Source organism: Streptomyces sp. NPDC004435, from assembly GCF_042873895.1.
GTDB lineage: Bacteria > Actinomycetota > Actinomycetes > Streptomycetales > Streptomycetaceae > Streptomyces.
In genome coordinates this window covers 400,696-422,551 of the sequence record NZ_JBIAMB010000003.1, presented here as the reverse complement: position 1 = coordinate 422,551, position 21,856 = coordinate 400,696, and the positions used below count along the sequence as shown (strand labels likewise).

The 21,856-nt window shown below is 74.9% G+C and carries 22 protein-coding genes; 12 read left to right on the top strand and 10 right to left on the bottom strand.

Features of this window, described 5'->3' with window-relative positions:
* Positions 1 to 14 precede the first annotated feature (14 nt).
* A complete protein-coding gene (locus tag ACFYT9_RS07625) occupies positions 15 to 668 on the bottom strand; it encodes a 2-phosphosulfolactate phosphatase (protein WP_389161597.1) in 654 nt (217 codons plus the stop codon).
* Between the two features lie 335 nt (positions 669 to 1,003).
* On the opposite strand from ACFYT9_RS07625, the gene ACFYT9_RS07620 reads away from it, so the two are divergent.
* Positions 1,004 to 1,435, top strand: coding sequence for a VOC family protein (locus tag ACFYT9_RS07620; protein ID WP_376602498.1), 432 nt, complete (start codon positions 1,004 to 1,006; stop codon positions 1,433 to 1,435).
* A 145-nt stretch (positions 1,436 to 1,580) separates the two neighbouring features.
* On the top strand, positions 1,581 to 2,813 hold the full coding sequence (locus ACFYT9_RS07615) for a GNAT family N-acetyltransferase (protein WP_389161596.1): 1,233 nt from the start codon (positions 1,581 to 1,583) through the stop codon (positions 2,811 to 2,813).
* A 146-nt stretch (positions 2,814 to 2,959) separates the two neighbouring features.
* Here ACFYT9_RS07615 and ACFYT9_RS07610 read toward each other — a convergent pair whose 3' ends face one another.
* Complete coding sequence (locus ACFYT9_RS07610) at positions 2,960 to 3,352, bottom strand: anti-sigma factor antagonist (RefSeq protein WP_387271987.1); 393 nt, start codon at positions 3,350 to 3,352, stop codon at positions 2,960 to 2,962.
* 167 nt (positions 3,353 to 3,519) lie between these two features.
* Here ACFYT9_RS07610 and ACFYT9_RS07605 point away from each other — a divergent pair, with 167 nt between their 5' ends.
* From ACFYT9_RS07605 to ACFYT9_RS07595, 3 genes are all read left to right on the top strand, one after another.
* Positions 3,520 to 3,879 (top strand): ArsR/SmtB family transcription factor, encoded by a 360-nt coding sequence (locus ACFYT9_RS07605; RefSeq protein WP_376602495.1) that lies wholly within the window; start codon positions 3,520 to 3,522, stop codon positions 3,877 to 3,879.
* 103 nt (positions 3,880 to 3,982) lie between these two features.
* Positions 3,983 to 5,326, top strand: coding sequence for an MFS transporter (locus tag ACFYT9_RS07600; protein ID WP_389161594.1), 1,344 nt, complete (start codon positions 3,983 to 3,985; stop codon positions 5,324 to 5,326).
* Between the two features lie 145 nt (positions 5,327 to 5,471).
* Positions 5,472 to 5,882, top strand: coding sequence for a RidA family protein (locus ACFYT9_RS07595; protein WP_389161592.1), 411 nt, complete (start codon positions 5,472 to 5,474; stop codon positions 5,880 to 5,882).
* A gap of 7 nt (positions 5,883 to 5,889) precedes the next feature.
* On the opposite strand, the gene ACFYT9_RS07590 is transcribed toward ACFYT9_RS07595, so the two are convergent.
* The 5 genes from ACFYT9_RS07590 to ACFYT9_RS07570 form a co-directional block, all read right to left on the bottom strand.
* Positions 5,890 to 6,501: a hypothetical protein gene (locus tag ACFYT9_RS07590; RefSeq protein ID WP_387271995.1), complete on the bottom strand. Its 612-nt coding sequence runs from the start codon at positions 6,499 to 6,501 to the stop codon at positions 5,890 to 5,892.
* A 211-nt stretch (positions 6,502 to 6,712) separates the two neighbouring features.
* On the bottom strand, positions 6,713 to 7,357 hold the full coding sequence (locus ACFYT9_RS07585) for an L-threonylcarbamoyladenylate synthase (RefSeq protein WP_389161589.1): 645 nt from the start codon (positions 7,355 to 7,357) through the stop codon (positions 6,713 to 6,715).
* A complete protein-coding gene (locus ACFYT9_RS07580) occupies positions 7,354 to 7,986 on the bottom strand; it encodes a carbonic anhydrase (protein WP_376604718.1) in 633 nt (210 codons plus the stop codon). The genes ACFYT9_RS07585 and ACFYT9_RS07580 overlap by 4 nt, the downstream gene beginning before the upstream one ends.
* Before the next feature lie 138 nt (positions 7,987 to 8,124).
* Positions 8,125 to 8,853, bottom strand: coding sequence for a hypothetical protein (locus tag ACFYT9_RS07575; RefSeq protein ID WP_376604719.1), 729 nt, complete (start codon positions 8,851 to 8,853; stop codon positions 8,125 to 8,127).
* 387 nt (positions 8,854 to 9,240) lie between these two features.
* Complete coding sequence (locus tag ACFYT9_RS07570; RefSeq protein WP_389161588.1) at positions 9,241 to 10,281, bottom strand: NlpC/P60 family protein; 1,041 nt, start codon at positions 10,279 to 10,281, stop codon at positions 9,241 to 9,243.
* Between the two features lie 288 nt (positions 10,282 to 10,569).
* Between ACFYT9_RS07570 and ACFYT9_RS07565 the strand changes: the two genes are divergently transcribed.
* Complete coding sequence (locus ACFYT9_RS07565) at positions 10,570 to 11,085, top strand: SAV_915 family protein (RefSeq protein ID WP_389161586.1); 516 nt, start codon at positions 10,570 to 10,572, stop codon at positions 11,083 to 11,085.
* Positions 11,082 to 12,428: a diaminopimelate decarboxylase gene (gene lysA / locus ACFYT9_RS07560; protein WP_389161584.1), complete on the top strand. Its 1,347-nt coding sequence runs from the start codon at positions 11,082 to 11,084 to the stop codon at positions 12,426 to 12,428. The genes ACFYT9_RS07565 and lysA overlap by 4 nt, the downstream gene beginning before the upstream one ends.
* A gap of 34 nt (positions 12,429 to 12,462) precedes the next feature.
* Here lysA and ACFYT9_RS07555 read toward each other — a convergent pair whose 3' ends face one another.
* Complete coding sequence (locus ACFYT9_RS07555) at positions 12,463 to 13,476, bottom strand: aminoglycoside phosphotransferase family protein (protein ID WP_389161582.1); 1,014 nt, start codon at positions 13,474 to 13,476, stop codon at positions 12,463 to 12,465.
* Positions 13,477 to 13,949: 473 nt separating this feature from the next.
* On the opposite strand from ACFYT9_RS07555, the gene ACFYT9_RS07550 reads away from it, so the two are divergent.
* Positions 13,950 to 15,128, top strand: coding sequence for a lactate 2-monooxygenase (locus tag ACFYT9_RS07550; RefSeq protein WP_389161580.1), 1,179 nt, complete (start codon positions 13,950 to 13,952; stop codon positions 15,126 to 15,128).
* A gap of 99 nt (positions 15,129 to 15,227) precedes the next feature.
* Here ACFYT9_RS07550 and ACFYT9_RS07545 read toward each other — a convergent pair whose 3' ends face one another.
* Positions 15,228 to 15,650 carry a CBS domain-containing protein gene (locus ACFYT9_RS07545; RefSeq protein ID WP_389161579.1) on the bottom strand — a complete coding sequence of 141 codons (423 nt, stop codon included), beginning with the start codon at positions 15,648 to 15,650 and terminating at the stop codon, positions 15,228 to 15,230.
* A gap of 238 nt (positions 15,651 to 15,888) precedes the next feature.
* On the opposite strand from ACFYT9_RS07545, the gene ACFYT9_RS07540 reads away from it, so the two are divergent.
* Positions 15,889 to 17,349: a basic amino acid/polyamine antiporter gene (locus ACFYT9_RS07540; RefSeq protein WP_389161577.1), complete on the top strand. Its 1,461-nt coding sequence runs from the start codon at positions 15,889 to 15,891 to the stop codon at positions 17,347 to 17,349.
* A gap of 46 nt (positions 17,350 to 17,395) precedes the next feature.
* Positions 17,396 to 18,676: an arginine deiminase gene (locus tag ACFYT9_RS07535; protein ID WP_389161575.1), complete on the top strand. Its 1,281-nt coding sequence runs from the start codon at positions 17,396 to 17,398 to the stop codon at positions 18,674 to 18,676.
* A gap of 11 nt (positions 18,677 to 18,687) precedes the next feature.
* On the opposite strand, the gene ACFYT9_RS07530 is transcribed toward ACFYT9_RS07535, so the two are convergent.
* Positions 18,688 to 20,259 (bottom strand): polysaccharide lyase family 1 protein, encoded by a 1,572-nt coding sequence (locus ACFYT9_RS07530; protein ID WP_389161573.1) that lies wholly within the window; start codon positions 20,257 to 20,259, stop codon positions 18,688 to 18,690.
* Positions 20,260 to 20,971: 712 nt separating this feature from the next.
* Here ACFYT9_RS07530 and ACFYT9_RS07525 point away from each other — a divergent pair.
* The gene (locus tag ACFYT9_RS07525; protein WP_389161571.1) at positions 20,972 to 21,358 is read left to right on the top strand and encodes a VOC family protein; all 387 of its coding nucleotides are present in this window, start codon (positions 20,972 to 20,974) and stop codon (positions 21,356 to 21,358) included.
* Between the two features lie 45 nt (positions 21,359 to 21,403).
* The gene (locus ACFYT9_RS07520; RefSeq protein WP_389161569.1) at positions 21,404 to 21,808 is read left to right on the top strand and encodes a MazG-like family protein; all 405 of its coding nucleotides are present in this window, start codon (positions 21,404 to 21,406) and stop codon (positions 21,806 to 21,808) included.
* Positions 21,809 to 21,856: the final 48 nt, after the last annotated feature.

Sequence of the window (21,856 nt, the reverse complement as noted above, 5' to 3'; positions counted from 1 at the left end):
CGGGCGCGCCTCGCTCACTCCGGGGCGCCGCCGGCCACGGAGGGCGCGGGGTGCGGGCGCAGGACCATGAGGGAGTCCTCCAGGGCCGCCACCATGGCGAACGGGAACCGGTCGAGCTCCAGGCAGAGGGTCACGTCGTCGGGGTGGGCGCCCTCGCGCACCCCCGTCGCCAGCTCGACGGCGGCGCGCGACGCGGCGGCGCGGTGGAGGAACGGGGCGGCGTCCGTGCCGGGTTCGACGGTCCGGCCGGCGATGTACTCGGCGCAGGCCAGATCCTCGTCCGCCCGGCCGTCCTCGCCCGTGACCACGAACGTCACCGATCCGGACCCGCGCTCGCGCAGCACCCGGGCGGTCGCCTCCGCCACCACGAACCCCGCGCACAGCACGAGGTCCGCGTCCTTCACCGCGAGGGCGCCGACCGTCCCCGCCGTGGTCTTCTGCACGACCGTCCGCCCGGTGAGGTCGGCGGAGCGGAGCAGACCCGGCGAGTTGACGAGGCCGAAGCCGGGCGCGGGCGGCCCGTCCTTGAGCGCCACCCACTCCGGGTGGCGCGACCGGAGGGCGAGCGCGTCGTCCAGTGACGCGGCGAGGACGATCTTCTCCGCGCCCCGTGCGAAGGCCCAGGCCGCCACGGTGTAGGCGCGCATCACGTCCACGACGACCGCCACGGAAGGGACTGCGGGCGGGGCTGCGGACGGGACTGCGAGCGGGGCCGCGGACGGGGCTGCGGACGGGACTGCGAGCGAGGCCGCGGACGGGGCTGCGGACGGGACTGCGAGCGAGGCCGCGGGCGGGGTCGGGGCGGTGGCCGCGGAGGAGGTCGCGGGCGTGGCCCCGGAAGGGCCTTCGCCGAGTGCGGAGATGCCGAGGAAGCGAGCGTCCATCCGCTCATCGTTCCGTACGGACGCGGCGCCGCCCCCTCACCGTGATCGGCTTCACAGGGGCATCCCGGGCCGCGCGAAAATGCCTGGGGGCGCCGGAACCCCCGCCCTATGATGGCGCGATGTTGTCGATCAAGCAGGTCCAGATCACCTTCGACTGTGCGGAACCCGAGCGGGTCGCCCGCTTCTGGCGCTCGGTGCTGGGGTACGAATCGGCCCCACCGCCGGAGGGGTTCGCCTCCTGGGAGGAGTTCGACCGCACGGAGCCCGGACGGCGGGGCGCTGAGTGGGCCTGGATCGACCCGGTGGACGGTGCGCCGAGACTCTTCTTCCAGCGCGTCCCCGAGGGCAAGGTCGCCAAGAACCGGGTCCACCTCGACGTGAGGGCCGGCACCGGACTCGTCGGAGCGGAGCGGCTGGCCGTCCTGGAGGCGGAATGCGCGCGCCTGGTCGCGCTCGGCGCCGTGCACGACTACACGCTGTACGCCGACGGCGAGAACGAGTCCTGCATCGCGATGCGGGACATCGAGGGCAACGAGTTCTGCCTCGACTGACCGCGCCCGGAGGGGTGTTCGGCCCGCCGGCCGTGGGCGTGCCGAGCCTCCCGTAATTCGTTTGACCGGGCCTCGGCGCTCCCGCTGCACTGGGGGGCCGGGCGCCACGGAGCGGTGGCGCCGACCCGAGGAGGCAGCGCCGACGATGGAGATCCGTCCCACCACCGAAGAGGACCGTGCCGTCTTCGTCGACACCATGCTCTCCGCCTTCGGCCTCTTCGCGGAGCACCCGCGCGCGAACGGCGGCGGGGCCTGGTGGTCGGCCCTCGAAATGGACCGGAACCTGATGGCCGTCGCCCCGGACGGGCGCCCCGTCGGCACCGCCGGCGCGTACACCTTCGAGCTCACCCTGCCCGGCGAGACCGTGGTCCCGGTCTCCGGCGTGACCGCCGTGGGGGTCGTGCCCACGCACCGACGCCAGGGCGTGCTCAGCGCACTGATGCGGCATCAGCTCGCCGAACTGCGGGCCCGGGGCGAAGTCCTCTCCGTGCTGCTGGCCTCCGAGGCCGTCATCTACCGCCGGTTCGGCTACGGCCCCGCGACCTCCACCGGGCGGCTGACCGTCCCCCGCCACCGCGGAGCCTTCGCGCGCCCCCGCGCGGGCGGCGCGGACAGCGGGGCGGCGACGCGCGACGCGGGATCGGTCGAACTGCTCCGGCGGGCCGACTGCGGCCCGCTCCTCGAAGAGGTCTACGACCGCTACCGCCGCTCCCGGCCCGGCGCGCTCTCCCGACCGCACCACTGGTGGGCCCTGGGCGCGGGGCAGCCCCCGGTCGGCTCCCCGCCGCGCTACGTCGCCGTCCACCGGGACGCCGAGGGGAGCCCGGACGGGTACGCCTCCTACTCCCTGGACTCCGGCACCCTGACGGTCGACGAGATCGTCACCGGCGACGACGAGGTCTTCGCGGCACTGGCCGCCTTCGCCCTCGCCCACGACCTCGTCACCGAGGTGGTCCTCAAGCACGTCCCGGCGGACCATCCGCTGCGCCACCGGTTCGCGGACTACCGCGCCGCCGAGGCGAGCCACGACACCGACTGGCTCTGGGTCCGCCTGCTCGACGTCCCGCGCGCGCTCACCGCGCGCGGCGGCTGGCTCACGGACGGCGAACTGGTCCTCGACGTCGAGGACGAGTTCCTGGGCGAACGCGGCCGGCACCTGCTGACGGTCCGGGACGGCAAGGCCGACTGCGTCCCCACGGACCGCGACCCCGACCTGTCCCTGGACGTGAGCGACCTCGGCTCGGTCTACCTCGGCGGCACGGCGCCCAGCACCCTCGTACGCGCCGGACACGTGCGCGCCCACCACCCGGACGCGGCCGCACGGGCCGACGCCCTCTTCCGCACGGACCGCCCGCCGCACTGCCTGCACTGGTTCTGAGCGACCGCGCGGGGGCGCCGAAGGGGGTGGTTCGCGTCGGGTCGGGCGCGGGCCGCCTCAGTCAGGGAGGGGCGGGGTGGGTCGGATCCGACCGGACCGGACCGAGGGCCGGGTCCGCTCGGGTCCCTCGGGTCCGTTCGGGCCGCTCAGGCGCTCCCGGGCCAGGCGTCACTGCGCCATTCGCGTTCCTCGATGCCCCGGTCCCGGTGGGCGGCGAGCGCGGCGGCGAGGTCGCCGTGGACCGTGATGACGGCCGGGCCGTCCTCGAAGCCGCCGTCCGCCCCGCCCTCGGGCACGGCGGCGAGTTCCAGCCCGCGCCCCTCGGCGGCGAGCCGCGACGCGGCCTCGGACACGGCGAGGCGGCCGCCGTCGGACCACCCGCGCAGCCCGGTCAGATCCAGCACCACGGGCCCGGTGCCGCGCGCGACGGCCCAGCCGACGGCTCCCTGGAACCGCCCCACGGCCTCCTGGCCGAGGAAGCCGGCCAGGGAGAGCACGCCGAGCCCGGGGTGGATGGTGTAGCGCCACTCGATGGTCATCGTCGTCTCTCCTCGCTCCCGGCCATGGACCGGCCTTCGGCAGCATCCTCACCCGAGAGCCTGTGCTCGTGCACGGCGGTCCACGGATCGGTCACCCGTCCCGATCCGCGGACACCCGGCCCCTCCCTCCCGGGCCCGGCCCCGCCCCGCCTCCCTACGATGGGGGCATGGCGGATCCCGTACGCGAACAGGCCGTGTCCCCCGTCCATCCCCGGACGCCCGGGGCGCCGGAGCTCGCGGCGGCGGCCGAGGTGTTCGGGCTGCTCAGCGACCCCACCCGGCTCCAGCTGCTGTGGGTGCTCACGCGCGGCGACGCCGACGTCGGCGCGCTGACGGAGGCGTGCGGGGCCGCGCGGCCGGCGGTCAGCCAGCACCTGGCCAAGCTGCGGCTCGGCGGGCTGGTCCAGGCGCGCAAGGACGGGCGGCGGATGGTGTACGCGCTGCCGGACGGACATCTCAAGCGGCTCGTCGTCGAGGCCCTGAACAGGGCGGACCACGTGGTGACGGGCGAGCCCTGGCACGACTGAGGAGCCGGAAGGCCCACACTTCCACCCGTCGACATGTGCGCACGCGTGCACATGTCGGTTACCGTGAGGGGGCCGCACCCGACCGCCGACCGAGGGCGTCCCCATGCTGTCCGTCCTGCGCGACCGCACCTACCGGCACCTCTTCCTCGCCCAGGCCGTCGCCCTCACCGGCACGGGCCTCGCGACCGTCGCCCTCGCCCTCCTCGCGTACGACCTCGCCGGCGCCCACGCGTCCGCCGTGCTCGGCACCGCGCTCGCGCTCAAGATGGCGGCGTACGTCGGCCTGGCCCCGCTCGCCGGGCTGCTGGCCCGCCGGGTGCCGCGCCGGGCCCTGCTCGTCGGGGCCGACCTCGTACGCCTCGTCACCGCCCTGGCCCTGCCCTTCGTGGACCGGGTCTGGCAGGTGTACGCGCTCGTGCTGCTGCTCCAGGCGGCCTCGGCCGTCTTCACCCCCGTCTTCCAGGCGACGATCCCGCGCGTCCTGCCCGAGGAGCGCGACTACACCCGGGCCCTCGCCCTCTCCCGGCTCGCTCACGACCTGGAGAGCCTCGCCAGCCCGGTCCTCGCCGCCGCACTCCTGGCCTTCGTCCCGTACGACCGGCTGTTCACCGGCACCGCGGCCGGGTTCCTCGTCTCGGCGCTCCTCGTCCTGCCCCTGCGCCTCCCGCCGGAGGACCCGGCCGGCCCTCCGGGGGCACGGATCCCCGGCGTCCGGCTCCTGCTCGCCACGCCCCGGCTGCGCGCCCTGCTCGCCCTCGACCTGGCCGTCGCCGCCGCCGGTGCCCTGGTCCTCGTCGGGACGGTCGTCCTCGTCCAGGACGGCCTGGCACGCCCGCCGCGCGACGTCTCCCTCGCCCTCGCCGCGTACGGTGCGGGCTCCATGGGCGCGGCCCTGCTCCTCCCGCGCCTGTTGGGCCGTACGGGTGACCGCGCCGTCATGCTCCCCGCCGCCGGCGTCCTCGCCACCGCGCTCGCCGTGCTCACCGCCGGACTCGTCTCCGGCCGTCCCGGAGCGCACTCGACGGCCGCCTGGCCCGCGCTGCTCGCCCTCTGGTGCTGCCTCGGCGCGGCCGGCTCGGCGGTCCTCACCCCCGGCGGGAGACTGCTGCGCCGGTCCGCCGCCGACCCCGACCTGCCCGCCGTCTTCGCCGCCCGCTTCTCCCTCTCCCACGCCTGCTGGCTGCTCACCTACCCGCTCGCCGGCTGGCTCACCGCCGGTGCGGGCCCCGCCGCCTCCGCCGCCGCCCTCACCGCCGTCGCCCTGTCCGCGACCCTGACCGCCGCCCGCCTCTGGCCGCGCGCCGACCCGGACGAGTGGGAGCACGCCCACCCCGAACTCCCGCCGGGTCACCCCCACATGGCCGCCGCCACGGACCCGGACCACCGCCACACCCACCCCTACCGCATCGATCGCCTCCACCCTCACTGGCCGAACCCCACGACCTGAGCCGAGGACCGGTGCCGGTGGCACCGCGCGGGCCGGACGCGGACGGGAAAATCCGGTCGAGGTGGCGGAGGAGGCCTGAGAGGGTGATGTGGTCCCGTGGCCGGGGCCGGTGCGGCCCCGGGCCGTCGCAGTCGAGAGGATCCCCGTGTCCGGTGCCGTCCGTCTCATCCGTTCCGCCACCCTGTCCGGCGTCGCCGAGTACGCGTACGCGGCGACCGCACCGGCCGGGGCCCGGCTGATCTTCCTGGCGGGCGCCTGCCCCCTCGACGCCGAGGGCGCGACCGTCGCCGTCGGGGACTACCCGGGCCAGGCGGCCGCCTGTGTCGAGAACCTGCGCACGGCGCTGAAGGACGCCGGGGCCCGCGTCGAGGACGTCATCAGCACCCGGGTGCTGGTCGCGTCGACCCGCCGGAGCGATCTCGTGACCGCGTGGGAGGTGGTGCGGGACGCCTTCGGCGCGCACGACGTGCCCAGCACCCTGATGGGCGTCACCGTGCTCGGGTACGACGAGCAACTCGTCGAGATCGAGGCCGTCGCCGCCGTCCTCGACGCCTGACGGGTCCTCACGCGGGTTCGCGCGTCCACAGGGTCAGATCGCTGGACGTGGCGACGGCGAGCGTCCGCCCCGTCGGGGAGAAGCCGGCGGCGCGCAGCGTCGACCAGGTGGAGTGCAGGACGTGCCACCAGCCCTCGGTGTGCGGCGGCCGGTGCCAGTCGCCGCCGTTGGAGGACAGCAGGATCCGGTGGTGCGGCCAGTCGGGCGCCTCGACGTCCACGCACCAGCCGCCGCCGGAGCTGTGCAACCCGCCGCCGTACAGCCCGGCGACACGTACCCGTCGCCCGGCGAGCGGGCCGATCCAGGGGCACGACAGGTCGGACGTGCCGTCGGGCCCGTCGTCCTCCGGGTCCCGGTCCCGCGCGATCCGCTCGCCCGTCACCGCGTCGAAGACGCCGTACCCCTGGGAGGACACGACCATCACCAGGTCGTGGCCGGTGGCGGGGTCCACGCCGAAGCCGATGCCGGTGAGCCCGCCGACGGCGGCGCTGCCGTCGAACACGCTCCGCCACGGCGCGGGCGCCGGGACGACCGGAGCGGTCAGGAGCCGTCGGCGCAGCCCCTCCTGGTACGGGGTCAGGCCGGGGGTGCCGCCGTCCGGCGCGGTCTCGCTTCGCATGGACCGATCATGACGGAGGCGCGCGGAGCGGTGACGCCCGGCCCCCGGCCCGCACCGCGCGGCCCGCGCACGCCGGAGCCCCCGGCCCGTACCGCGCACCCCGGAGCCCGTAGTCCCCGGCTCCGCGCCCGCCACGCGTCCCTCCGGCTCGGAAAGACCGCGCCCCGGCACCCTCGCGGGGTGCCGGGGCGCCGGGGCGCGGTCCCGCGGGTCAGCGGACGATCAGGTCCGGTACGAGGGCGCGGAGTTCGGCGAGCGGCAGGACGCCGTCGCGGACGAGCGCCGGGGTGTCGCCGCTGAGGTCCACGATGGAGGACGAGACGGCCCCCGCCGTGCGGCCGCCGTCGAGGTACACCGCCACGGAGTCGCCGAGCATGCCCTGCGCGGCGTCGCAGTCCTGGGGAGACGGCTGGTCCGTCAGGTTGGCGCTGGACACCGCGAGCGGGCCCGTCGCCGCGAGGAGTTCCAGGGTCAGCGGGTGGTCCGGCATCCGGACGGCCACCGTGCCGCCGCTCTCGCCGAGGTCCCAGTCCAGGGACGCACGGTGGCGGACCACCAGGGTCAGTCCACCCGGCCAGAAGGCGTCGATCAACACCCTTGCCGCTTCCGGGAGTTCGTCCGTGAGCTCACCGAGCGCGGCGGCCGAGTCCACCAGGACGGGGGAGGGCTTGTGGCGCCCGCGGCCCTTCGCGGCGAGCAGCGAGGCGACCGCTTTCGGGTCGAAGGCGTCCGCCCCGACGCCGTACACGGTGTCCGTCGGCAGGACCACCAGCTCGCCGCGGCGCACCGCGGCGGTGGCCTCGGTGAGGCCCGCCGCGCGGGCGTCGGGGTCGGAGCAGTCGAAGCGGGAGGTCACGCCGGAGTGCCCTCCTCCACGACGGCGCCACGGGTGGTGACCAGGCGGGCGGTGCCCCCGGCCAGTTCGTAGCCGACGCCGATGACGGCGGTCTCGCCCGCCGCGACCTGGTCGGAGAGCACGCGGGAGCGTTCGAGCAGCAGGTCCACGGTGTGCCGGATGTGCTCGTCGATGATGTCGCTGTCCGCGGTCAGGCCGGCGGTCTTCGCGGCCAGGATGCTCGGGGTCACCCGCTCCACCACGTCGCGCACGAAGCCGGTGGCGGCGAAGCCCTCCTCGACGGCCGCGCGGGCCGCGGCGACCGCGCCGCAGGAGTCGTGGCCGAGGACGACGACCAGCCGGGCGCCGAGGACGCTCGTCCCGTACTCCACGCTGCCGAGGACCTCGGGGCCGACGACGTGGCCCGCCGTGCGGACGACGAACAGGTCGCCGAGGCCCCGGTCGAAGATGATCTCGGCCGCGAGGCGGGAGTCGGAGCAGCCGAGGACCACGGCGAACGGGTCCTGGCCGGGCGCCAGCTCGGTGCGGCGGGCGGCGTCCTGGTTGGGGTGCTCGGGCGTGCCCGAGACGAAGCGACGGTTGCCGTCGAGGAGGGCGTCGAGGGCAAGGGCCGGAGAAGTTCTGGGCATGCCGACACCCTATGCGGGCCCCCCGCCTCCGGTGCTACAGGATCACCCCTCCCCGGGCCCCGTTGTGACGGATCGCACCCGGGCGGTATCACGATGTGGGCCGAACGCCGCACCGGGGCCGTGAGCGGGGGCGGCGGGTCAGGCCGTCGCGTCCCACGCGCGCGTGAGCCCGTCCAGCCAGGCCGGCGGCAGTTCGGCGGCGTCCCACTCGTCGCGCAGCTCGGCGGGGCGGCCGGCGAGCCGCTCCAGGACGGCGAGGCTCGTGGGGGAGTGGACCAGGGTGTAGCGGCCGTGGATGGCGATGGCGCTGCCCGGCCCGTACGTGGCGTACAAACGTTCCAGGTGGGCGCGGTGCTCCGCCGCGAAGGCCGTCAGCCGGCCCGGATAGGAGGCCCGCCGCCGTACCCCCATCGTCCGGAGCACCGCCGCGAGGACCTGCTCGGTGACCTCGGGGTCGAGGTCCGACTCCTCGGTGAAGGAGAGGTACAGGGGGACGACCGCGACCTTGGCCCGCTCGACCTCCATCCGGCCGACCCGCGGCCGGTCCTCCGGGTCCTCGGCGGAGTCCGCGTCGACGGCGGCGCCGAGCGCCCGGTCGGCGAGGCCCGCGAGCCCCTCGGTGACGGCCCGTGAACCGTCGCGCCAGCCCGCGGCGTACGGCTCGCCGCTGCCGGGCGGGGCCTGCCGTCCGGCGCCGGCCAGCGCCTCGTGCGCGCCGGCGAGCGCGCCCGCCTCGACCAGGCCGATCAGCTCCTCCGCGTCACCGGAGTACACCCCCGCCCGTGCGAGGAGCTGGAGCAGCGTCGTCCTCGCGTTGTCGACGCTCGCGGCGTCGAGCGGGAGCCGTTCTTCCCGGGCGGCGGTCATCGGTGGTCCTCCTCCTCGCGTTGCCGGCGCGTTCGGGTGCGGCGGACGCGCCATCGAGGACGCGACGATCACGGGCCCGCGCCACGCTCCCCTCGCGGCGGCGCACGTACGGGACCGGTGATCGGGTCCTCGAACGCCGAGGTTTTCAGCTCCCCGGGCCCTCCGTCCAGCCGACGTCCCGGTCGCCTCCCACCAGGCACGCGGTGCCATGGACGCCTTCCGGCCGTGAAGGGTGGCGCAGACCCCGACCGGCCAAGGGATCACATACCCCCTGGTGGTATAGAAGTGGGGCGTGGAGAGTCGGAGCCCGGGGGCGAACGGAGACACGAAGTGTCAGGAGGGCCCGGGCCGCTGACCTGCCGTCGTGCACGACGGGTCCGGGTGCCGTCAGCCGATGCGCACGCCCCACATGAAGGGCATGCCGCTGCGGGCGATCGACTCGTAGCGGACCTGGGCGCCGGGCTTCGGGGAGTGGAGGATCTGGCCGTTGCCGGCGTAGAAGCCGATGTGGCTGAGGTCCGTGCGCATCACGACGAGGTCCCCGGGGCGCAGGTCCGCGAGCCGGTCGACACGGGTCCCGGCGGCGGCCTGCGCCTGCGAGGTGCGCGGGATCGAGACGTTCGCCTGGCGGAACGCCCACGAGGTGAGCCCCGAGCAGTCGAAGGACGACGGGCCGCTCGCACCCCACACGTAGGGCAGCCCGACCCGGCTCTTCGCCGCGGCGAACGCGTCCGCCGCCCGCCCCGAGGCCGCCGGCCGGTCGCCCAGCTCCACCCGCGCGCTCGCCCGGTTCGCGCGCTGCTCCGCCTCGGCGATCCGTGCCCGCTCCTTCTCCGACAGGGTGTTCAGCAGCCGCCGCGCCTCGCGCAGCTTCCCCTGGATCTCGCCCTTCCGGTCGCCCAGTTCGCGCTGGACGGCGCCGAGGTCGCCCAGCCGGTCCTGGGCCTCGCCGCGCTGCTGCCGCAGGACACGCTGTTCGTCGAGGAAGCGGCGGAGCGTCGCCGTCTGCCGTTCGCCGGCCCGGTCGAGCGCCGCGGCGCGGTCGAGGTACGCGTCGGGGTCCGCGGAGAGGAAGAGGCGGAGCGCCGGATCGATCCCGCCGGCGCGGTACTGACCGGCCGCCAGCAGGCCGATGCGGTCGCGGAGTTCGTTCAGCCCGGCCTGCTTGCGTGCCACGCCGTCCTGGAGGATGCCGACCTCCCGGCGGAGCGCGTCGGCGCGCTCCTTGGCGCCGTTGTACTTCTCCGTCGCCTGGGTCGCCTCCTCGTACAGGCGGTCCACCTGCGCCTGGACGCCCTTCTTGGTGGGATCGGGGAGCGGATCGGCCGTGGCCTGCTGGGTGGAGAGGGCCACGGCGGCGGCCGCCGTGGCGGTCACGACACCGGCGTAGCGGGGGTGCGGCTGCCTCGGGCGGCGGTGCGACGGCACGGCGGAACTCCCTCTTCATCGGGTGGTTGCCCGGGCGGCGGGCCGGTGCGGCCGGTCGCCCGAGCGCGCGAGCTGGTGAATACTAAGCGCCTTAGAGGATTAGAAACAATGCCCGGTGGACCGGGCGGGCCGGTACGGACGCCGCCGGCGTGACCAACGCGTCAAGAGTCGGCGGGTCCGGCGTCAGGGCCGCGTCAGGGACGGGGACGGACGGCCTCCCGCCGGGCAAGGCTGCGGGGAACGCGCCCCGGCGGACCGCCGCCGGGGCCGACCGCCCGGGAGGAACCCATGGCCCGCACCCCGTTCGCGTGTGCCGACGACCGAGGCCCCGCCGCTCGCGGCGCCGCCGCCCAGGGGACCGGCGACTCCGAACCCGCCGATCCCGAACCCGCCGATCCCGAACCCGCGGAACCGGCCCCGGCCGGACGGCTGTGCGTGCCCGTCCGTCCGGGTGCCCACGGCGCCGTGGCCCGTCTCTTCCGCACGCCCGTCGGCGCCCGCACGGCCGTCGCCTTCACCACCCCGGAACGGCTCCGCGCCACGCTCGGCGCCGACCAGTCCTGGATCCCGCTCTCCGAACCCGCGCTGCGCGCCCTCGCCCGCCCTCTCGGCGTCCACGCCCTGACCGTCGACCCCGTCCTCACCGCCCCCTTCACACCGGGCCCCGCCCCGGACGCCGTCCCGGACTCCGCGCCGCCGGCTCAGGACCCAGCTCAGGACCCCGCCGCCGTCCCCCCGGCCACGCGCTCCGGGACACCGTGCGCCCGCCGCTTCGACGTCACCGCGAGGGGGGCCGGCGCATGACCCTCACCGACCTGCTCGGCGACGCGACCGGATCCACCGACAGCCTCCAGGCGTTCTCCGTCTGGCCCGCCACCGCCACCGAGGAGGGCGGCGGCCGGGTCCTCCTGGCCGGCGTGCCGCTCGCCGACATCGCGGAGGCCCACGGCACTCCCGTCTACGTCCTCGACGAGGCCGAGATCCGCGACCGCTGCCGCACCTACCGCGCCGCCTTCGCCGGCGCCGACGTCCACTACGCGGCCAAGGCGTTCCTCTGCCGAGGCCTCGTCCGCCTGGTCGAGGAGGAGGGGCTCGGCCTCGACGTCTGCTCCGCCGGCGAACTCGAACTCGCCGTCACCGCGGGCTTCCCGCCGGAACGGATCCTTCTGCACGGCAACGCCAAGTCCCCGGCCGACCTCGACACCGCACTGCGCCTCGGCGTCGGCCGGATCGTCATCGACAGCCCGACCGAGATCGCCCGGCTCGCCGCCGCCGTCGGCCCGCGCGGACACCAGAAGGTCATGCTCCGGGTGACCCCCGGGGTCGGCGCCGGCGGCCACACCAAGATCCGCACCGGGACGGACGACCAGAAGTTCGGCCTCTCGCTGCGCGACGGACACGCCCAGCACGCCGTCGCCCGCGTACTCCGCCGGCCGCAGCTCGAACTCACCGGCCTCCACTGCCACCTCGGCTCCCAGATCACCGAGGTCAAGCCCTACCTCACCGCTCTGCGCCGGCTCGTCGGACTCATGGCCCGGATCCGGGACGTCCACGGCGTCGTCCTGCCGGAGCTCGACCTCGGCGGCGGTCACGGCATCGCCTACCGCCCGGGCGACCCGGTCCTCGACCCCACCGCCCTCGCCCGCCGGCTCCGCACCGCCCTCGCCGAGAGCTGCGACGCCGCCGGACTGCCCGTGCCCCGGCTCCTCGTCGAACCGGGGCGGGCCGTCGTCGGACCCGCGGGCGTCGCCCTCTACCGGGTCCTCGCCGTCAAGACGACCGGCGGCCGGACCTTCGCCGCCGTCGACGGCGGCATGAGCGACAACCCGCGCCCCGCCCTGTACGGGGTCCGCTACGCGCCCCGCCTGATCGGGCGTCACTCCACCGCCCCGGCCGTCCCGACCACCGTCGCCGGGCGCCACTGCGAGGCGGGCGACGTCCTCGCCGAGGACGTCGGTCTGCCCGCCGACCTCCGGCCGGGCGACCTGCTCGCGGTGCCGGTGGCCGGCGCCTACCACCTGTCGATGGCCTCCTCGTACAACCTCGTCAGGCGGCCTCCGGTCGTCGCCGTCCGCGACGGCGCCGCCCGGCTGCTGGTGCGGCGCGAGACCCTGGAGGACCTGCGCGCCCGGGACATCGGCCTGTAGACACCGGACCGCCCCCCGAGAACACCGGGAAGGATCACCACGCGTCGGCGGCGGCGAAGAGCTCGCGGACCCAGTAGGCGCTCGCCTCCTCGCTGTCGCCGGTCGGCGTGCCGGGGAAGAGCCGGAACCACGAGCCCGCGCGGCCCAGCGCCGCGAGGCGCACCGCGAGGGCCGCCGCGCGGCGCAGCTCCGCCGCTGACGGGCCGAGACCGGTCCAGTGCTCCAGATACGCGTCCACCATCGGCGCCACGTGCTCGGGACCGTACCGCTCCCGGACCTCCCGGACCGGGACGAGGAGGCTGCCGAAGGGGTGCGCCACGCAGGCGTCGCCCCAGTCGAAGAAGGTGAAGCGGCCGGGGGCCGGGGCGAGGATCTGCCCGTCGTGCAGGTCGCAGTGGTCGAGCGAGTCGGGCAGCCCGTACGCGTCGAGTTCGGCGCACAGCTCGACGAGCCGGGGCCGCCGCAGCAGCAGCGCCGCCCGCTCGGCGGCGTCGAAGAGCGGATTGCGGGCCACGAGCGCGTCGAAGATCTCTGGCAGTTCGCGGGCCCGCGCCCCGGGAACGCCGAGGCCCGTCAGCCGGTCCGCGTACGGGACGAGCCGCCGCTGCATCTCGCCGTACCGGCCCAGCGCCGTCGCCCACGCCCCGGGCCCGGCCGCACCCGCGTCGAGGACGCCGCGGAGGAGCGGTCCGCCGTCGGGCAGCAGCGACCAGCCGCGCCCGGCGTCCACCGCCAGCGGGGTCATCACATGCTCCGGCGCCCACCCCGCGAGCGCCCCGGAGAGCCCGGCCTCGAAGGCGTTCGAGGGGGCACCCGCCTTCAGCCACACGGCGTCCCGCTCGCCCGCGCCGGTGCGGAACCGGACGAGGACCGACCAGGGCCGTACCCGGACCTCGCGCGCCCCGGACTCCTCCAGTCCGTGCCGGGCCAGGACTTCCCCGGCCCAGCCGAGCACTTCCCGCCGCCACCGCGCGTCGTCCCAGGGGGTCGCCGCGTCGGGGAACCTGCCCCGGTCCACCACCGTCGTCCGTTCGCCGCTCGTGCGCATCGGGAGATTCCACCACCGGGCCGCTGCCCGGCGCACGGGAATATGCGCCGGATCGCTCCGGGCGCGAGGCGGGCGGCAAGGGCCGCTCTCCCGTTGGCGAAGCGACGGCCCAGGGCCGCGGGATCGCCCCCGCAGCGGAAGCAACGACGTGCGCCTTGACCCCGTGGAGCGAGCTCCGCCCGCGGCCGGGCGGGCTTCCCCGCCCACACACCCGAGGACCGCCGGCGCCTCCACGACGTGACCCGCCGCCACACCGAGCACGGGGGACAACCGGTCACGGCCGGCGCCGAGGACGAACTCCGCATGTGCCTCCACCTCGCCGGACACGGACCGGGAGAGGCGAGCCTCTCCCTTCCGCAGGCCGGCGGAGCCTGACGCCGGACCATGGACCTGCGGCCCCCGGACTGGCACCGTGGGCGCCACCGGCGGCCGGGGCGGGCCCGGCCGGGGCGGCGAGGAAGGGCGGGGCCACGATGGGCGGCGCGTTCGGCGGGCGGTACGGCGACTACCAGAACGAGATCTACCTCGCCGGACTCGGCGGGGTGCTCCCCGCCCTGCCCATGACCCACGCCGAACTGGAGGCCCGCGCGAGCGCGGCGCTGCCGCCGTCGGTGCTGTCGTACGTGGCGGGCGGGGCCGGCGACGAGTTCACCCAGCGGGCCAACGTCACGGCCTTCGAACGGTGGGGCCTGGTGCCCCGGATGATGGTCGGGGCGGTCGAACGCGACCTCGGCGTCGACCTGTTCGGCCTCCGCCTCCCGACCCCGCTCTTCATGGCGCCGGTCGGCGTCGTCGGGCTCTGCGCGCAGGACGGCCACGGAGACCTCGCCACCGCGCGTGCGGCCCGCCGCACCGGCGTCCCCATGGTCGCCTCCACCCTGAGCGTGGACCCGATGGAGGACGTCGCCGCCGAGTTCGGCGACACCCCAGGCTTCTTCCAGCTCTACACGCCCACCGACCGGGACCTCGCGGAGAGCCTGGTGCGGCGCGCCGAGGCCGCCGGGTTCAAGGGGATCGTCGTCACCCTCGACACCTGGGTCACCGGCTGGCGCCCCCGGGACCTCGCCGCGAGCAACTTCCCGCAGCTGCGCGGGCACTGCCTCGCCAACTACACCTCCGACCCGGTCTTCCGCGCCCGCCTCGCCAAGGCGCCGGAGGAGGACCCCGGGGCCGCGATCCTCGAATGGGTCGGTGTCTTCGGCAACCCCCTCACCTGGGCCGACCTGCCGTGGCTGCGCTCCCTCACCGACTTGCCGCTCATCCTCAAGGGCCTGTGCCATCCGGAGGACGTGCGCCGCGCCCGCGACGGCGGGGTGGACGCCGTGTACTGCTCCAACCACGGCGGCCGGCAGGCCAACGGGGGGCTGCCCGCGCTCGACGCCCTCCCCGGCGTCGTGGAGGCCGCGGACGGACTTCCGGTCCTCTTCGACTCGGGCGTCCGCACCGGCGCGGACGCGATCAAGGCGCTCGCCCTCGGCGCCACGGCCGTCGGCATCGGCCGCCCGTACGCGTACGGCCTGGCGGCCGGCGGCGAGGACGGTGTCGTGCACGTCCTGCGCTCCCTCCTCGCTGAGGCGGACCTGATCATGGCCGTCGACGGCTATCCGGCCGTAGCCGACCTCCGCGCGGAGGGCGCCCTGCGCCGCCTCTGACCTCCGCTGCGGTGCCCGGCCCTGCGGCGGGAAGCGGGGCGCGTGCCTCCGGCGCCGGGGCCGGAGGCGTTGCGGTGGCCGGCGAGACGGGGACGGCGGTCAGGCGGCCGGTCGTGAGACGTACGTGACCAGATCGCCGACCGTGCTGTCCGGGAGCCGGCGGGCCACGTCCGCCTGGGCGATGATGCCGACCAGGACGCGTCCGTCGACCACCGGCACCCGGCGGATCCTGCGGTCGGCCATCAGCTCCAGGACCCGTTGCAGCGAGTCGCCGGAGCCGACCGTCACCAGCTCGCCCCGGACCAGCTCACCGGCGGTGCACGTGGCCGGGTCCCGCCCCTCGGCGATCACCCGGACCACGATGTCGCGATCGGTGAGCATGCCCATCAGGCGTTCCCCGGGCCCGCGGACCGGCAGCGCGCCGACGCCGCGCCCGGCCATCTTCCGCGCGGCGTCGGCCACGCTCTCGTCGCTCCGGACGCAGGTCACGTCCGGGGTCATGATGTCGCGTGCCGTGGACATGGCGACCCCCTGCCGCTGTTCGTGCCGTCGGGGCACCGAGGAAGACGCGTACACGCGGCGGCTGCCCCGTCCGGAGCTCCGCATGCGTACCGACGAGGGCGGAGGGGTCGGGGCGAAAACACGGGCCGCATGATCGAGCAAAACGGGCATAAGTGGTTGAAGGCCACTAGAGTCTGAGCGGCCCGAGGTACTTATCCCCGCGCCGCCCGCGGCGCACGCGCACCGGCGAGGTAGGCCCATGCCCTCAGCGGAACCCGGCGCCGAGACCGTTTCCGGCGGCGCTCCGCCGGCGGTCAAGCTCAGCCTCCTCACGCTGACCGCGATGGTCGTCGGCTCCATGGTCGGCGCCGGAGTCTTCTCGCTGCCCCGCCGCTTCGCCCAGGAGACCGGCGTCGCGGGCGCGCTCATCGCCTGGGCCGTCGCCGGCACCGGCATGCTCATGCTCGCGTTCGTCTTCCAGACGCTCGCCGTGCGCCGCCCCGACCTCGACGCCGGCGTCTACGCGTACGCCAAGGCGGGCTTCGGCGAGTACCTGGGCTTCTTCTCCGCCTTCGGCTACTGGGCCAGCGCCTGCGTCGGCAACGTCACCTACTGGGTCCTCATCATGTCGACGGTCGGCGCCGTCGCGCCCTCCCTCGGCGACGGCGACACCGCCCTCGCGATCGTCCTCTCCTCGGTCGGCCTCTGGAGCTTCTTCCTGCTGATCCGGCGCGGGGTGAAGGAGGCGGCGGCCATCAACCGGATCGTCACGGTCGCCAAGATCGTGCCCATCCTGGTCTTCGTCCTCCTGGCGCTGTTCTGCTTCGAGCCGTCCGTCTTCGCCGAGAACTTCGGCGGCGCCGACTACGCGGGCTCCCTCTTCGACCAGGTCCGCGGCACCATGCTCGCCACCGTCTTCGTCTTCCTCGGGGTCGAGGGCGCCAGCGTCTACTCCCGGCACGCCAAGCGGCGCGAGGACGTCGGCCGCGCCACGATCCTCGGCTTCCTCAGCGTCTTCGCCGTCTTCGCCTCCGTCACCATCGTCTCGTACGGCATCCTGCCCATGAGCGAGATCGCCGAGCTGCGCCAGCCCTCCATGGCGGGAGTGCTGGAGGCGGCCGTCGGCACCTGGGGCAAGGTCTTCGTCAGCGTCGGCCTGATCGTCTCCGTCCTCGGCGCCTACCTCGCCTGGACCCTGATGGCCGCCGAGGTGCTCTACGTCGCCGCCCAGGACGACGACATGCCCCGCTTCCTCGGCCGCGTGACCGAGAACGACGTCCCGGCCTCCGCCCTGCTCATGACGACGGCGCTGAGTCAGGTCGTGCTCGTCGTCACCGCCTTCTCCGACGACGCCTTCAACTTCGCCCTCGACCTCACCAGCGCCCTCAGCCTCATCCCCTTCCTCCTCGCCGCCGCCTTCGCCCTCAAGATCGCCCTGCGGCCCCGGGAGAACCGGGTGGCCGGCGACAGCACCCGGCGCGAGCTCGTCATCGCCTGCGTCGCCACCCTCTACACCGCCTTCCTGCTGTACGCGGCCGGGCTCAAGTTCGTCCTGGTCTCCCTGATCCTGTACGCCCCCGCCACCCTGCTCTTCGTCAAGGCCCGCCGGGAGCAGGGCCGGCGCCTCTTCTCCCCCCGGGAGGCGGTCATCTGCGCCGTCTCCGTGGCCGGTGCCGTCGTCGGCGTCATCGCCCTCGCCGTCGGCTGGATCGAACTCTGAACACCCCCGCGCACCCGTCCCCCAGGAACGCCAGGAAAGGCCGGCGATGACCCCCGCGACCCCCGAAGCCCCCGCGACCCCCGCGCACTCCCGCCCCCTCGGCGTCCACTCCGAGGTCGGCCGGCTCCACAAGGTCCTCGTCTGCTCGCCGGGCCTCGCCCACCGCCGGCTGACCCCGACCAACTCGGACGACCTCCTCTTCGACGACGTCATGTGGGTGGAGAACGCCCAGCGCGACCACGCCGACTTCGTCAACAAACTGGTCCAGCGCGGCGTCGAGGTCGTCGAACTGCACAACCTGCTCACCGAGACCATGGCCCTCCCCGAGGCGAAGGCGTGGCTCCTCGACCGCAAGATCATCGCCAACGAGGTCGGCCTCGGGCTCATCGAGGACACCCGCGCCTTCCTCGACTCCCTCGCCCCGCGCGAACTCACCGACTACCTGATCGGCGGCCTGTCCACCGCCGACCTCCCCCAGGACATCCGCTCCGGCTACGCCGCCCTGGCCCGCGAGGGCGTCGGCGCCCGCGAGTACCTGATGCCACCGCTGCCCAACACCCTCTACACCCGGGACACCACCTGCTGGCTCTACGGCGGCGTCACCCTCAACCCGCTCTACTGGCCCGCCCGGCACGGCGAGACCCTGCTCATGAAGGCCGTCTACACCCACCACCCCGACTTCAAGGACGCCACCGTCTGGTGGGGCGACCCCGAGCGGGACTGGGGCCAGGCCACCTTCGAGGGCGGCGACATCATGCCGGTCGGCAACGGCGTCGTCCTCATGGGCATGAGCGAGCGCACCTCACGGCAGGCCATCACCCAGGTGGCCCGCAGCCTCTTCGAGAACGGCGCCGCCCGCCAGGTCGTCGTCGCCGGCATGCCCAAGCTCCGCTCGGCCATGCACCTCGACACCGTCTTCACCTTCGCCGACCGGGACGTCGTCACCCTCTACCCGAGGATCATGGACGCCGTGCACAGCTTCTCGCTGCGCCCCTCCGACCGGGCCCCCGGGGTGGAGATCACCGACGAGGGCGACACCCCGTTCACGGACGTCGTGGCGAAGGCGCTCGGGCTGCCGGGCCTCCGGGTCATCGAGACCGGCGGCGACGTCTACGCCTCGGAGCGCCAGCAGTGGGACAGCGGCAACAACGCCGTCGCCCTGGAGCCCGGTGTGGTCTTCACGTACGACCGCAACACCCAGACCAACACACTTCTCCGGAAGGCGGGGATCGAGGTGATCACCATCGTCGGCGCGGAGCTGGGCCGCGGACGGGGCGGCGGCCACTGCATGACCTGCCCCCTCGTCCGCGACCCGGTCGACTTCTGACGCCGGGACCGCTACGCGTACGTCTCGAACTCGGCGACGCGCGGGGTGCCGGTGGCCCCGGTGATCTCGAAGGTGACCTTGCTCAGCGAGGTCGCCGGGAAGGTGGCGGTGCCGGCCGCGCCGCCGGTGGCGAGGACCGCCCCGGTGTCGGCGTTCAGGAGCCGCCAGCCGGTGACCGTGCCGGCTCCGGACGCCTCGCGGACGCGGACCGACGAGATCGTCGTCGGGGAGCCCCACTTGACGGAGACGGAGCCGGTGGTGCCGGCGGGCGACCAGTAGGTGCTCGGGCTGCCGTCCCGGACGTTGCCGTAGCTCGTGCCGTCGGCCTTGCTGGAGCCGTCCGCGCCGGCGCCGATGCTCAGGTTGGTGCCGGACGGCGGGGCGGTGGTGGCGGTCGCCGTCGGGGTCGGCGTGGGGGTGGGCGTCGGGGTGGCGGTGGCGGTCGGGGTGGGTGTCGGGCTCGGCGTCTGCGGGGTGCAGGATCCGTCGGAGACGAGCAGGCCCTTGCCCGCGCCGGCCGTGCGCGCCACGACGTCCGGGACGCAGGAGGCGCTGTCGGCGGCGTAGCCGTACGGGACGGACACGGTCGTGTTGGAGACCGGGTTCGGGCCGGCCGGACGGTAGTCGGTTCCGGCGGGGGACCAGGTCACGTTGTCGAAGACGTTCCCGGCGACCTGCCAGTAGCCGGCCGCGTCCGTGTAGAAGGTGCCGAGGACGTCCTTGGAGTCCTCGAAGTAGTTGTTCTCCACCTTGGCGCGGGCGCCGGCGCGGGAGTTGATGCCCGACTCGTTCAGCTGCTTGTAGTGGTTGCTGTACATGTGGGCGACGCCGCCGCGCAGCAGCGGGGCGCGGGAGTCGATGTTCTCGTAGAGGTTGTGGTGGTAGGTGATGAAGCCGTTGCTGAGCTCCGTCTCGCTGGAGCCGACCAGACCGCCGCGGCCGGAGTTGCGCAGCACGCTGTAGGAGAGCGTCACGTACTGCGTGTTGTCCTTCATGTCGAACAGCCCGTCGAAGCCCTCGGACTCGCCGCCGGACGCCTCCAGGGTGACGTGGTCCACCCAGATGTTGCGGACGTCGCTCTCCATGCCGATGGCGTCGCCGCCGTTGGAGGTGGGGGAGCCGGACTTCTTCACGTTCCTGACGGTGACGTTCTGGATGATGATGTTGCTCGACTCGCGGATGTGGATGCCGAGCTGGTCGAAGACGGCGCCCGAGCCGACGCCGACGATCGTGACGTTGCTGATCTGCTTGAGCTCGATGACCCCGGCGGCGGTGTTGCAGCTCGCGCCGGACACCTTGGCGGTGTTGGCGTGGTTGATCGTCCCCTCGACCTGGATGGTGATCGGGGTGCTGCTGGAGGCGCGCCCGCAGAGGGCCGCGTGGATCTCGGTTCCGGTGGTGGCCCGGACGGTCTGCCCGCCCGCGCCGCCGGTGGTCCCGCCGTTCTGGCTCGCGTAGCCGGTGGCGCCGGCGGCCACCGCGGCCGAGGCTTCCGGGATGGTCAGGACCGCACCCGTGGCGGCCGCGACCGCCATGGCGGCCAGAGCCGCCCTGAGTCGCGTGGAGGGGGATCGTCGTCCCATGCTCGCCTGCCCTTTCGTAGACGCCCGCGCGGTCGCGGACGTGTATGTCGTCGTCAGCCCCGTCCCTGGAGAAACGCAACATGGAAAGCGCTCTCTAGAAAGCGCTTTCGGCGCGTGACGATAGGCGCGGCGGCGAGTACCTGACAAGACTTCGGACACGACGCGCACGAATCCGGCCGCCGACCCGGACCCACCCGCCCCGGTACGCCCCGGCATGCCCGGGACGATCCGGTGGGGGCGTCGCGGCGGGAGAGTCGCGGCGTGGGCGCGGCGGCGGGCTCGCGGAGGCACGGGCGGCGTGGGCGCCGTGGGCGGGCGGGCCGCGGGGCCGCGTACGGGCGCGTGCTCCGGCCCGGCGCCTCACCCGTGCCCGGCGCACCGGGGCCCGGCGCCGTCCTCCGAGCCTCGTCGCCGCGCCCAGCGTCCGGTGGGCGCCGGCGCGGGGCGCCGCCATGCCGGCCGCGCGAGTGGTATTGGGCACCGCGGCGCGTCCGGGATGTCCGCGCCGTCATCCGCGGGCCGTCGAGGGAAGCTGACGGCCGGTCGAATTCGGGTGGGGCGGTGACGGCCCGCCGTGATAGGGACTACCTGCACGGGGGAGGTGCGGACCGGTCGCGGAGCGTCCGGGGCCGGGTGCGGCGTGGCCGGGCCCGGTGACCGTGGTCGCCCCCGTCGTACCGGCACCACCGAACGGAACCACGGGAGACACCGCATGCGCGTGAAAGCCTTCGACCACCTCGTCCTCAACGTCACCGACGTCGAACGGGCCCTCGCCTTCTACACCGGCCCGCTGGGCCTCGCGCCGGAGCGGGTCGAGGAGTGGCGGGCCGGCAAGGTGCCGTTCCCGTCGGTCCGGATAGACGAGGGCACCGTCATCGACCTCTTCTCCCGGCCGCGCGGCGAGTCCAACGTCGACCACATCTGCCTCGTCGTCGATCCGCTCGACTGGCGGGAGGTCGTCGACTCCGGCGCCTTCGACGTCCTGGAGGGCCCGGTCCCGCGCTGGGGCGCCCGCGGCTCGGCCCAGTCCGTCTACGTACGGGACCCGGACGGCAACACGGTCGAACTCCGCTGGTACCCGCAGGACGAGGAGGCGTAGCGCCCACGGTCCAGGGGCCCGGTCCCGGGCTGGCAGGCTGCCCCCATGACCGACGACACCTGGACCACCGTCACCCGCCTCCACGACTGGCTCACGGCCCATCAGGACCTCCCGCCGGGCCAGGAGATCCTGCTCCGCGTCCTGAAGCTCTCGGAGGAGGTCGGGGAGGCGGCGCAGGCGGTGATCGGCGCCACCGGGCAGAACCCGCGCAAGGGCACGAGCCACAGCTGGGCCGACGTCGAGGCGGAGCTCTGCGACGTCGCCATCACCGCCATGGTCGCCCTGCGGACCCTGACCCCGGACGCGTCCGAGGTCTTCGCCGCCCACCTGCGGCGGGTGGCCAGCCGTGCGCTCCCCGGCCCGTCGGCCGGTGCCCGGGACGAGCGGGACGGTCGGGGCGGCGGCGCCTGCGACGATCCGGGCGGTCGCGGAGACGGCTCGGACCGGTGAGCCGGTGGCCGCCGCCCTCCAGGACGACGGCCACCACGACACGCGCCC